We start from the raw sequence: 11,830 nt of genomic DNA on the forward strand, positions 1-11,830 counted from the left end.
GTCAGACCTGGCCGTAGAGGGTCGCCAGGTCAATCAGTCGGATATCCGGGTCGGCTGCTGCGGCGGCGTGCGCCTTGTCGTTGAAGCCGGCCCCGCTGAAGCAAAGGAGTTGCGTGTTGGTGGTGTCGTAGCGGCCTGCCAAAGTAATGAGGTCGCGGATATGCCGGAGACGTTCGATGTGAGCCGCACCCATGGTGTCGTTCCACTTGGCCTCTCCGATGGCCAGGAGCGGCGGCTTGGCACCATCCGCGATTCCGACGACCGCCACGTCGACCTCATGACCGGTGCGGGCCTTGGGGTCGTGAACGACGCCTTGTCCGACGCGGGCCGGCAGACCGCCCAGAAGCTCGGGGTCGGCGTGATGCAGCGCCCAGTCTCGGCAGACCTGCTCGAAGTGCGGCCCGAGGACGTTGCTGACGAAGCGGCGTTGGCTGGCCTGCCAGACTCTTGTCGCACTGCCCGGGCGTTCGAGCTGGTCCCAGACCGGGCGCATGATCGCGTGATAGAAGCCGATCAGTGGTTCGGCGATTCGGTAGGTGGGGCGGTTGTCGCGGAAGGCGTCGGCGTCCCGGTGGAGCAGGCACCGGACCGGTTGAACACGGCGGAGGCGGTGGTGGCGGCCGAGTTGGCGCATCGCGATCGGGACCTCCGCCGTTACCGGGCACACCTCGCAGCAGCACCGCATGGCATCGTGTCGGCCGGTGACCTGGTCCTCCCCCGGCCCCCGTCACCTGGGCGGAAGCGGGGCGCACGTCGGGGGACGTTTACGCGGACACGCTGTGGGTTCCGGCGAGCAGGGCGCGCAGGGGTGCGGTGTCGGGCGAGTCGGCGGTGGCCGCGTCAAGAGCGTCGTCCATGCCCTTCTCCCACACCGCGGGCAGGGCCAGGCCGGGTTGCCCCGACCACGCGATGTCCGGGGTGGCTTGTCCGCTCGCGGCGAGGCGCAGATGGACCATGCCCGCGAGCCCGTCGAAGATCCTGGGCCGTATGAAGTTGCGGGCCGACAGCCCGGTCAGCCGAAAGGTCTGCGGCGGCTGGGGCATGCGCTTGGCGACTTCCATCCACAGCAGGCCGCGGTCGAACGTGTCGAGTACGTCGTCCAGGCCGGGCAGCTCTGTCTCCGCCGCCACCTGGTCCGTGGCGCCTCGGCTTACGGCCGTCCCGTCCGTGCCTTCCGCCGCAGCACGCAGCGCCCTGGCCACCGCGAGCCGCAGCGGTTGGGACCAGCTCTCGGCGTCGGCGACCGCGCGGGCCATGGCGAGGTCATCCCAGCTCATGCGCCGCAACTGATCCGCACCTCGCGGCAGGGTGCGCGCCTCCAACTCGGCGAACAGCCGGTCCGGATCACGTAGCAGGGTGAGAGCGGCCGGCTCGTCGGCCGACGCGTCGTTCCGATCGTCGGCGGGCAGCTTTTCGATCAGGGCTATCCGTTCGGCGATCGGGGGATGGGAGTCGTACCGGTGCGGTCGCGGCGCCCGTTGCCCGGCGGAGAGAGCGTCGAGCCGCTCCCCGGGGCGGGCGGCGATCAGCCGCCGGAAACCGCCGTGGATCTCGCCCACCGGCGGCAGCGCGCCAAGCGATGTGCCCATCGTGGCGTACGTCCCCAGGTAGTGGGTGTGGGCGGCGTCGAGGACCGGGAGGGCGCGCAGCGCGGCCGCCGTCGTGTCCCGACCCGCATGCCGGGCGGCCACCTGGTCGGCGGCGAGTTCTTGATGGCGGGCCATGGACTGCGAAGTCCGCAAGAACATCCGGGCGTAGCCGACGTACAGGGAGCCGAGCACGTAGTGCAGCCGGGTGCTGCCCTGACCGAACACCTTCACCGTGTGCAGGACAGCCTGCCGGCCGCGCATGGTGACGCCGCCGAGCCGGGTGTCGAGGTTGGCGTAGTGCCCGAACTCGTGGGCGAGGACGGCGCGCAACCGCGGGACGGTCAACCCTGCGAGCAGTGGCAGGCCCAGCAGCATGCGGCGCCGCCCGGGCAGCAGTCCCAGCAGACGGCTCCGTTCGGCGACCCCCGCGTTGACCTCGGCTACCAGGTAGAGCTCGTCAGGCGCCGGCTCCCCCGTAGCCTCAGCTGCAGCGCGCACCTGTTCCCACAGCTCGGGCTGGTCCTGCGGCGTGACCGCCACGGCGTGCGAAACCGGGCCGAGGCGCCCGGCCTGCAGGAAGCTGAACATGCCCCGCAGGATCGCGACGGCCAGCAGGACGGTAACGGCCACAACCACGCCCTGGAACTCGGCCACACGCGAGAACAGCCGCGTCACCACCAGCCAGTCCAAGGCCGCCATGGCCGCCAGCAGCACCACGCCCATCAGATAGAAGCCGGCCAGCAATACCAGCGCACGGACGGCGCGGAGCCGTAGCGTCATCGGAAGGTCCCCCCACAGGACTGGGCCGGCCCGGAAGGGCCGACGCGATGGCGGATCTTACCCAAGTCCCCCGGTCAGTCCGCCATTCCTTTGACGACCGACCCGCCGCGGAACGCCTTCACGCGGATTCGACGGGACTCCCCTGACACAACACGGGATCTCCAGGGAGGCGGAGGGGGGATCCCGCCGATCGTCGCCCGGATCCAGGTAGCCGGCGAAAGTCACCGGCCCCAGCGCCCTCCTCGCAGAGCTGAACCAGGTGTGACAGGACGATCTCGGTCAGCGGTGCATGACGCTGGGGCACGAGTTTCCGATCGGTGTGGACGTCGTTAATCCACACCGAACCTGAGGCCCTCACACGTTCAAGATCACCAGACCGTGATCGCCACCCTCAGCCTTCAATGCCAACCGGGTGGACCTGAATCGTGCTGCTGCCGTACGGCCCGGCCAGCGGCGGCGCCCCGGCGGGCCACTTCAGCGACACGCTGTGGGTCTCGTTCGGCGGCGTCGTCAGGATGGCGGTCGGGTTGTAGAGGTGGTCGCCACTGCGATCGACCGGGTACGAGATGCTGAAGCTGGCGGTTTCGCCGGGCTTCAGGTCGGTGATTCTGGGCACCTCACGGCCGCGGGCGACGGCGACGGAGGTGCCGTCGCTGTCCTTGAGGTCGGCGCCGGGGAAGCCCGCCGCCGAGCAGGTGCCCGCGCCCTTGTTGGTCATCAGGACGGTGACGTCGCCCGTCTGGTTGTCGGGCGAGGTGTTCTTGGCATACATGGTCAGGTCGGCCGTGTGGCAGATCGGGCTTTTGCCCCCGCCGTTCGCCACGTCGTTTCCGGACCCGCCCGTGGTGGAGCTACCGGCGGTGGAGGGTGCCGGGTCGGAGGGCGGGGCCGTGGAGGGGGCCGAAGTCGGGGCTGCGGCGGAGGAGGACGGGGCGGCGGAGGAGGCGGGAGCCGTGGACGAGGTGGGCGCGGAGCCCGCGGCGTCGTTGTGTCCGGAGCCGCAGGCGGTGGCGGTGGCGGCGAGGGCCGTCACGGCGGCAGCGGCCAGGAGAAAGCGGGCGGAACGGGCGGCGGGACGCTGACGCATCGTGATCTCCAGCGGCTGTCGGTTGCGGGTGTTTCCTGCTGACACCTACGACACTAGGGACACGTCGATCCTGAAATGATCCTGTGAATGTCCGGATTCGGTCTCGGCAACTCCGGTTCCAGAAAGCGGCGTTGAATCATCCCTCGGCGTCTCCGCGGGCCGCTCCCGGGAGCCGCCGAACGGTATGAGGGTTCCGTCGGCGCAGGGAAGAGCAGGGGTTCGTTGCGGGAAACCGGTCACGGCTGCGCCGTAGCAGCACAGCAGTTGGCTGAAACGGTTCGCGCACGGTCAGCGGGTGACCGAGAGGCGCACGCCGCCCATGGCCTTCGTGCGCGCCCCAGTCCGATCCAGCCTGGCACCACACTGCACTCTCCGCCGCGGACTCAGCACCCCGGGCGACCGCCCACCCGCCGGCCGCGTCCCCGACCTCACAGGTCAATGCACCTAAACCTTGCATTCGATGTCCGTTAACCTGTCCGTTCCCGATGGGACGTGCGGCGCCAGCACGCTGCTGCGGCACCGCTCGAACTCATCGAGGAGACAGAATGAAGAGAAGGTCTTACGCAGCCGTGGGCCTGGCCCTCGCGCTCAGCGTCATACCAGCCGCCGCGACGGCCGATGCGAGCGACTTCGGGCACGGTGCCCGGGCGCCGTTCACGCTCGCCGTGTACGGCGACGCCCCGTACGGCACCTCCCCCACCGACACCTCCGAGTTCGACGCGACGCCGGCGTTCATCGCCAACGTCAACGCGGACCCGGACGTCAGCAGCGTGATCCACGTCGGTGACATCCATTCCGGCAAGCAGTACTGCACCGCCGCGTACGACCGGTCCGTCGCCGCCCTGTGGAAGACCTTCGCCGATCCGCTGGTCTACACCCCCGGCGACAACGAATGGGCCGACTGCCACAAGGTCGCGGAGGGCGGCGGCACGTACAACCCGGCCACCGGGCAGATCGACCCGGTACTCGACCCGGCCACCGGCCAGCCCGTGGACCACGCTTCTGGCAACCCGGTCGCGAACCTGGACCTGGTCCGCCAGTCGTTCTTCCCCAAGCCGGGCCACACCCTCGGCAGCGGGACGCTGCGCGTGCTGTCGCAGGCGCAGGTGCCCGACCGGGCACACCCCGAGGACGCCCGGTACGTGGAGAACGTGCTGTGGGTCAAGAATGGCACCCTGTTCGTGACGGTCGACGTGCCCGGCGGCTCCAACAACGACGCAGACCCCTGGTACGGCGCGCCGACGGCCTCGCAGGAGCAGCTCGACGAGGCCGCCCACCGCACCGCGGCCGACCTGCGCTGGCTGGACACCGCCTTCGCGCTCGCCAAGGTCGGCGGCGTGTCCAGCGTCGTGATCACGACCCAGGCCGACATGTGGGACGTGGACGGCAAGACCGCAGCCCACGTGGCGAACTACGAGCCGATCGTGTCCAGCCTGGCCAAGCACACCACGGCCTTCGGCAAGCCGGTGCTGCTGCTGGTCGGCGACTCGCACGTCTACCGCTCGGACAACCCCCTCGCCCAGGGCGCTCCCTGCACGGGCGACGCGGACATCTGCGCGTACGACGCCTGGAACAGCCACCCGTCGTACGACGTCGCGAACTTCCACCGCATCGTCGTCCACGGCAGCACCACCCCGCTGGAATGGCTGAAGCTGACCGTCACCCCGGGCGCCCACAACCAGACGGCAGCCACCTCCTTCGGCCCGTTCACCTGGAGCCGCGTCACGGAGAGCTGACGCCAACCGGCGCCATAACCCTGCGGCGGTCCGAGTACCACCCCGGATCGCCGCGACATCGGTGCCGCCCAGCCGTGCCCCCGCCACGAATTGATCGGCCGCCGAGAGTGACAAGTCAGTCATGTGGCCGCGAGTCCGGAGCGGTCAACTGCAGCGGAAACCTGCAGCTACGGAACGATGACGGCCCCGACTGCAGCGCGGTCGGGGCCATCGTCTGCCCTGGTGGGGTGGGTGCGGAGGATACGAGATTCGAACTCGCGAGGGCCCGCCCCGTTCGGAGCATGACGATCCGCGGCTCCGCTCGAGACGCCGCGTCCCACCCCTGTCAGTCCGTTTCGGGAAGCATCCGAGGCAGCCCGAACCGCGGCATCACGCTCGCATCGAAGCCGGTGATCACGCTGACGCGGTCACCGACGATCGTGACGACGAGCAGTGTGTGTCCCCGGTGGACACCCCCGTGCACGTCGGCCACGTACATGCCGAGCGCTGGCTGGCCGTTCGCGCGAGTCGGCACCACCCGGAACGACCGGTCGGGCCGGAAGGTAGCTGCCGTGAGGACGCGACGTGCCATATCGACCCCCCGGTATTCCAGTACGGCAGGCGGCATGGAGAATCGGACATCCGCTACGAACAGTTCCACCAGCGCGTCAAGGTCGGCCCGTTCGAGCGCGTCGGTCAGCCTGGCCACCAGCTGGTGTTCGGCCGCGGTGTCCGGTTGACCCGCAGGCCTGCCGCCCCCTGAGTCCGCCAGGTGGTTGTCGACGGTGGCCCGCGCTCGTTTAAGGGCGCTCTGCACCGACTCCTGGGTGGCGTCGAGCATCTCGGCTACCTCGCTCGCGCGGTAGCCGAGCACGTCACGCAGCACGAGTACCGCGCGCTGCCGCGGCGGCAGCAGTTGCAGGGCGGTGATGAACGCGAGCGAGATGGCCTCGGTGGTCTCGTAGCGAGCCTCTGGACCCGGTGCCTGGTCGGCGAGGTTGTCCAGCAGCACATCCGGATACGGTTCCAGCCACGGTGGAACGTCACTGGTGCCGGCCGGCTCGGGCAGGGCCAGGTCGGGGAGCGAGGTCGCGCTGCGCGGCCGCCGGCTGTCCGCGCGCAACATGCTCAGGCACCGATTGGTCGCGATCCTGTAGAGCCAGGTGCGGAGCGAGGACCGCTGGCCGAATTCGCCGAGGCTACGCCAGGCGGACACGAGGGTCTCCTGAAGTGCGTCCTCGGCGTCCTGTACGGATCCCAGGATGCGGTAGCAGTGCACGTGCAACTCGTGCGAATGACCCTGGACCAGGTCGCGGAACGCGTGGTGGTCGCCGGCTCGAGCCCGAGCGATCAGATCCGATACGTCCATGTATCCTCGCAATTTTTCTCTCCGCAGGGCGCGTTCGGCTCGCTTACTGATACTGACGCCGCCGGGCCTGCGGATTGGGCGGTGTCGCGCCGCCCAATCCGCAGGCCCGGCGGCGTCCACCCGGTAGGAGGCGGTCCCAGCCCGGGGCGTGCCCCGGATACAGAACAGGACCACAGATCATGGCCACTTACGTTTTCTCCTACCGTGTGCCCTCCGACTACGCGCCCGGCGCCGAGACGGCGGGCGAGTGGAAGGCCTGGTTCGGCGGGATGGGCTCGGCGCTGGTGGACTTCGGCAACGCAGTGACCGATTACGCCTCGCTCGGCGAGGTCGGCGGCAGCAGCTCCCGGATGGTCGGCTACTCGGTGGTGTCGGCCGAGGACATGGACTCCGCGCTGGCGCTGGCCAAGGACTGCCCGGCGCTGCGGGTCGGCGGCGGGGTCGAGGTCGGCCCCGTGATGGAGGTTCCCGAGTCGTGAGCAACGCCATGACCGCGTCGACGGCGCCGCCGGAAGGGTCGTTCCTGGCGACCGGGCGGGGCAAGATCACGCTGGCGCTGCTGTGTCTGGTGACGTTCCTGGACGTCATGGACGGCGCGATCGTGAACGTCGCGCTGCCGACGATCCGTACGCATCTGGGGTTCTCGGTGCCGAACCTGCAGTGGGTGGTCAGCGGCTATCTGATCACCTATGGCGGGTTCCTGCTGCTGGGCGGTCGGGCCGGGGACCTGCTGGGGCGGCGGCGGCTGCTGGTCGCCGGGACCGTGCTGTTCGCGGCCTCTTCGCTGGCCTGCGGGCTGGCCGGCAGCCAGGGGCTGCTGGTCGGCGCCCGGCTCGCGCAGGGCTTCGGGGCGGCGATGATGTCCCCGGCCGCGCTGTCCATCCTGACCACCTCGTTCCACCGGGGAAGCGACCGGCACAAGGCGCTGGGCGCGTGGGCCGGGATCAGTGGGATGGCCTCGGCGGCCGGGATGTTCTTCGGCGGGCTGCTCACCCAGGAGTTCGGCTGGCGGTGGGTGTTCTTCGTGAACCTCCCCCTCTGCGTCCTGGTGCTGTTCGGGGCGTTCCGGCTCCTGAAGGCCGACCACGGCCGGGCCTCGCCGGGCGATTTCGACGCGGTCGGTGCGGTGCTGGTCACCGTCGCCATGCTGCTGCTGATCTTCACGTTGGTGAAGGCGCCGGACGAGGGCTGGCGTGCGGGACGCACCCTCGGCGGGCTGGCCGTCTCGGCGGCACTGATGGTCGCGTTCGTGGTCAACGAGCAGCGGCACGCCCATCCGATGGTCCTGTTGTCGATCTTCCGGATCAAGGGCCTGGCCGCCGCCGACGCCACCCAGGTGATCGCCTGGGCCGGGTTCTACTCGATGTTCTTCTTCATCACTCTGTATATGCAGAACGTCCTGGGCTTTTCTCAGCTGGAGTCCGGGCTCTCGTATCTGCCGGTGAGCTTCGGCATCGGGTTCGGCTCGACCGTGGCGACGAAGATGTTCGTCCGGACCGGCACCCGCCCGATCATCGTCTCCGGCTCACTGCTCGCCGCCGGTGGCATCTTGTGGCTGTCCCGCATCCCGGCGGATGGCACCTATCTCGGCGACCTGCTCGCCCCGCTGGTGGTCATGGGGCTCGGGCTGGGGCTGTTGTACGCCGGTGTGCAAACGGCCGCGAACGCAGGCGTGCCGGAGGATCAGGCCGGATTGGCCGCGGCTTTGATCACCGCCTCCTTCCAGCTCGGGTCAGCGCTCGGGCTGGCGGTGTTCACCGGTATCGCGACCAGCCGCACCAACCACCTGCTGGCCTCCCACACCTCACCCCCACAGGCACTCACCGAAGGATTCCAACGGGGCCTGCTCGTCAGCGCCCTGTGCCTCGTGGCAGCCGGAGCCATCGCGCTACGCGCCTCCAACACCCGCGGCGAACCCGCCACTACACCGCAACCCCACCCAAGCCTGGAAAACTCCCACAATTCCGCATAACACAACACAAACACAATCGCGGAGTGTGCCGTGCTGACGGGCGACCCCGACAGCGCCGCAAGCTCCACCGCGTACGTTGACGGCCCCCGCCGCGAGCAGCGGGGGCCGTCAACGTCGTGCCCGGTGAGGCGCTGGCGGAGGATACGAGATGCGAACTCGTGAGGGGTTGCCCTGGGCACGCCAACGGGTCACGAGGCCGTACGCGTGGCAGCAGATACGTAGTGACCAGGGACGGAACCGGTATCCGGGGTGGCTGTGGACGGCTCCGAACACAGCCGAGTAGCCGCCTGCGCCCGTCCTATGGCCTCAGCCCGGGACCACTGCCGAGGTCACCACGGCACCACCCCGTCCTCGTCGAAGAACGCGCCGGTCGGGCCGTCGTCGGGGAGGGACGCGAGCCGGATCGCGATCGCCGCGCCCTGTTCGGGGGTGCGCACGCCGCGGAAGCCGTTGAGGTCGGTCGCGCAGTAGCCGGGGCAGGCGGCGTTGATCAGGATGTTCGTGTCCCGCAGCTCCCTGGCGTACTGGACGGTCAGGGCGTTGAGGAACGTCTTCGACGGTGCGTACGCCGCGGAGATCGGCCCCGTCTCGGCGCCGGGAGCGGTCTGCCTCGTGAGCGAGCCGACGCTGCTGGACATGTTGACGATCCGCGGCGACGCGGAACGGCGCAGCAGCGGCAGCAGCGCGTTGGTGACGCGGATGACGCCGACCACGTTGGTCTCCACGGCCGTCCGTACGGCCGAGAGATCGACCGTGGTGGGCGTCTGCGGCATGCCGCCGGTCACTCCGGCGTTGTTGACCAGGACGTCGAGGCGGCCGGCGCGCTCCTCCACCAGCCGGGCGGCGGCCGCCACGCTCGCGTCGTCCGTCACGTCGAGCGGCACGCCGAACGCGTCCGCGCCGCCCGCCCGCAGCTTCTGCACGGCGGCTTCCCGGCGTGCCTCGTCCCGGGCGCCGACGCCGACGCTCCAGCCGAGGGCACCCAGGCCCGCGGCGATCTCGTACCCGATTCCCTTGTTCGCGCCGGTGACCAGCGCGATCGTCTGTCCGCTCATGCGGTCCATCGTGTCCCGCACCCCCGCGACGCGGCCAACACCATCTGGGTAAGCGGCGATACCTCCCCGGTATCGGACCAGCTCACTGCGGCAATCCCATCCGGCGCCGAGGCGGGGTCAGGTAGCTTGGCGGCATGGAGACGAGGGAGCTGCGGTACTTCGTCGCCGTCGCCGAGGAGTTGCACTTCGGGCGGGCGGCGCAGCGGCTCGGGATCGCCCAGCCTCCGCTGTCGCGGGCGATCCAGCAGCTCGAACGCCGGCTCGGTGCCGCGCTGCTGGCACGCGGCAGCCGCGGCGTCACCCTGACCGAGGCCGGATCGGTGCTGCTGCGGGAAGGGCAGGCGGCCCTCGACGCGATCGACGCCGCCGAGCGCCGAACCCGCCGCGCCGCTCTCGCGCCGACCGGCCGACCCGGCGTGGTCCTCGTCACGAAGGCCGGAGCGACGGGCGAGCTGCTGGCGAAACTGCTCGACGCCTACGCGGCCGAACCCGGCGCGGTCGCCGTCGACGTGATGCTGTGCGGGATCGGCGAGCAGGAGCGGCTGCTGCGGGACGGGCGGGCCGATGTGGCGCTGCTGCACCGGCCGTTCGACTCGACGGCCGGGTTCGACACGGAGGAGTTGCACGCGGAGGGACAGGTCGTGGTCCTTCCGGCCGGTCACCCCCTCACCGGCCGGGCCCATGTGCGGATGTCCGACGTCGCCGCGCTGCCCGGCCTGCCCATGCCCCGCTGGCCGAACCTCGACGGCACCTTCCCGGACGGTGCCGGCCCGCCGGTGCACAACCACACGCAGCTGCTCCAGCTGATCGCGCTCGGCCGGGCGTCGGCGATCCTGCCGGAGTCGGTGCGCGCCGAGCCGAGGGACGGCCTCGTCACCGTCCCCGTAGCCGACGCGCCGACGGTGACGACGGTGATCGCGTGGCCGCCCCACAGCCGCTCGCGGGCGGTCGCCGCCCTCGTCCAGGCCGCTACCCGTCTTTGAGGACTCCCCGTGGAAGGAGCGGTCCCGTCGGGAACGCAGGCGGGTGCCGGCATGCGACCTGCCAGGGCGCTACCGAAGACGACGACGCCGACACCGACAGGCGGCCAGGACCGCAGGACCAGGACCGTGCCGATCGGGCCGTAGGCGACCGCATCGCAGGCGAACAACGGGGAGAAGACCAGCCGGGAAGAGATCCTCAGCCCGAGCAGCCCGAGAACGGTGGCGACCGCGCCGGGCAGCCGGCTGGCCCGGCTGGCTCGGCTGCGTCCACGAACTCGCCGGGACCGCGGCTACGCGCGGGTCGAAGACGACCTGGAGAGCTTTGCCTGTCTCATCCTTCGAGGACGGAGTCATGGCCGCGGGTGCGCCGCACCGGATCTACGCGGCCCAGGCCTGCTCCAGCAGGGTGCGGAAGGTGGCGGGCTCTCGGCCGATCAGCTCGGCCAACGTCGAGTCGACGGCGGTGAACTCGCCGTTCCGCGCTGCCGCGAAGATGCTCAGCATCAGGTCTGCGATCGGCGCCGGGGCACCGTGCGCGAGTGCCTGCTCTCGGAATTCGCCGGCGACGACGACAGTGCGGGTGAAGGGCCGTCCGGTGACCTGGGCCGCGATCCCGGCGACGGCGTCGAAGTCGAGCGCCGCCGGGCCGGTGAGCGGCGGGGTGGGACCCTCGAAGCACGCCTCGCCGGCGAGGATCGCCGCAGTGGCCTCGGCGAGGTCGTCGTGGCCGGTCCAGGCGACGGGGCCGTCGGCGGGGAGGGCGATGTCGCCGGTGTGGCGCGCGGACTCCATGAACAGCATGGCGCTGGCCGCGTAGAAGCCGTTGCGCAGCGCGGTCCAGGGCAGACCGGTGGAGCGCAGCAGGGCCTCGGTCTGGGCGTGGTCGCGGCATGCCTGGAAGCGGGAGTCGTGGGCGGCGCCCATCTGGCTGGTGTAGAGGATGCGGCCGACGCGGGCCTTCACGGCGGCGTCGATGGCGGTGCGGTGGCCGGTGACGCATTCCTCGCCCGTGCGGTCGAGGGAGACGAGGAGCAACTGCTCGGCGCCCTCGAAGGAGTGCGCGAGCGAGGCGGGGTCGTCGAAGCTGCCCTGCCGGACGCGGACGCCGCGGTCGGAGAGGTCCTGTGCCATGCGGGGGTCGCGGACACTGACGCCGACGCGGTGGGCGGGGACGCGGTCCAGGAGGCGCTCGACGGTGCGGCGTCCGAGCTTTCCTGTGGCTCCGGTCACGATGATCACGGGGTTCTCCCAACGCTGTTTCCAGTGGAATCACCTCAACG

Annotated in this window: 11 protein-coding genes and 1 pseudogene; 5 read left to right on the forward strand and 7 right to left on the reverse strand. The window is 70.5% G+C overall.

From position 1 onward, the window contains the following. Nucleotide 1: 1 nt before the first annotated feature. The 3 genes from NFU81_RS20350 to NFU81_RS20360 all read right to left on the reverse strand — a co-directional run bounded on the left by NFU81_RS20350 (nucleotide 2) and on the right by NFU81_RS20360 (nucleotide 3,192). Complete coding sequence (locus tag NFU81_RS20350; protein WP_251491914.1) at nucleotides 2-634, reverse strand: hypothetical protein; 633 nt, start codon at nucleotides 632-634, stop codon at nucleotides 2-4. A gap of 130 nt (nucleotides 635-764) precedes the next feature. Next, the gene (locus NFU81_RS20355) at nucleotides 765-2,369 is read right to left on the reverse strand and encodes a M48 family metallopeptidase (protein WP_251491916.1); all 1,605 of its coding nucleotides are present in this window, start codon (nucleotides 2,367-2,369) and stop codon (nucleotides 765-767) included. Nucleotides 2,370-2,760: 391 nt separating this feature from the next. Next, complete coding sequence (locus NFU81_RS20360) at nucleotides 2,761-3,192, reverse strand: DUF4232 domain-containing protein (protein ID WP_251491918.1); 432 nt, start codon at nucleotides 3,190-3,192, stop codon at nucleotides 2,761-2,763. Between the two features lie 19 nt (nucleotides 3,193-3,211). On the opposite strand from NFU81_RS20360, the gene NFU81_RS20365 reads away from it, so the two are divergent. Continuing rightward, on the forward strand, nucleotides 3,212-3,451 hold the full coding sequence (locus tag NFU81_RS20365) for a hypothetical protein (protein WP_251491920.1): 240 nt from the start codon (nucleotides 3,212-3,214) through the stop codon (nucleotides 3,449-3,451). Nucleotides 3,452-4,001: 550 nt separating this feature from the next. Beyond that, entirely contained in the window at nucleotides 4,002-5,192 is a 1,191-nt protein-coding gene (locus tag NFU81_RS20370; RefSeq protein WP_251491922.1) for a hypothetical protein, read from the forward strand. A gap of 325 nt (nucleotides 5,193-5,517) precedes the next feature. Here NFU81_RS20370 and NFU81_RS20375 read toward each other — a convergent pair whose 3' ends face one another. Next, a complete protein-coding gene (locus NFU81_RS20375; protein WP_251491924.1) occupies nucleotides 5,518-6,540 on the reverse strand; it encodes a sigma-70 family RNA polymerase sigma factor in 1,023 nt (340 codons plus the stop codon). A 179-nt stretch (nucleotides 6,541-6,719) separates the two neighbouring features. Between NFU81_RS20375 and NFU81_RS20380 the strand changes: the two genes are divergently transcribed. Together NFU81_RS20380 and NFU81_RS20385 are read left to right on the forward strand one after the other, a co-directional pair. Then, on the forward strand, nucleotides 6,720-7,019 hold the full coding sequence (locus NFU81_RS20380; protein WP_251491927.1) for a YciI family protein: 300 nt from the start codon (nucleotides 6,720-6,722) through the stop codon (nucleotides 7,017-7,019). Further along, nucleotides 7,016-8,512: an MFS transporter gene (locus NFU81_RS20385; RefSeq protein ID WP_251491929.1), complete on the forward strand. Its 1,497-nt coding sequence runs from the start codon at nucleotides 7,016-7,018 to the stop codon at nucleotides 8,510-8,512. The genes NFU81_RS20380 and NFU81_RS20385 overlap by 4 nt, the downstream gene beginning before the upstream one ends. A 329-nt stretch (nucleotides 8,513-8,841) precedes the next feature. On the opposite strand, the gene NFU81_RS20390 is transcribed toward NFU81_RS20385, so the two are convergent. Beyond that, entirely contained in the window at nucleotides 8,842-9,567 is a 726-nt protein-coding gene (locus NFU81_RS20390; RefSeq protein WP_251491931.1) for an SDR family oxidoreductase, read from the reverse strand. A 134-nt stretch (nucleotides 9,568-9,701) separates the two neighbouring features. Here NFU81_RS20390 and NFU81_RS20395 point away from each other — a divergent pair, with 134 nt between their 5' ends. After that, nucleotides 9,702-10,550, forward strand: a complete 849-nt coding sequence (locus tag NFU81_RS20395) for a LysR family transcriptional regulator (protein WP_251491933.1) — start codon at nucleotides 9,702-9,704, stop codon at nucleotides 10,548-10,550. A 50-nt stretch (nucleotides 10,551-10,600) separates the two neighbouring features. Here the strand turns inward: NFU81_RS20395 and NFU81_RS20400 are convergent. Further along, nucleotides 10,601-10,792: pseudogene (locus NFU81_RS20400) on the reverse strand (ribonuclease BN); the annotation flags it as partial. 136 nt (nucleotides 10,793-10,928) lie between these two features. Beyond that, nucleotides 10,929-11,789: an SDR family oxidoreductase gene (locus NFU81_RS20405; protein WP_251491935.1), complete on the reverse strand. Its 861-nt coding sequence runs from the start codon at nucleotides 11,787-11,789 to the stop codon at nucleotides 10,929-10,931. Nucleotides 11,790-11,830: the final 41 nt, after the last annotated feature.

This window comes from Actinacidiphila cocklensis (assembly GCF_907177275.1).
GTDB classification, from domain to species: domain Bacteria; phylum Actinomycetota; class Actinomycetes; order Streptomycetales; family Streptomycetaceae; genus Actinacidiphila; species Actinacidiphila cocklensis.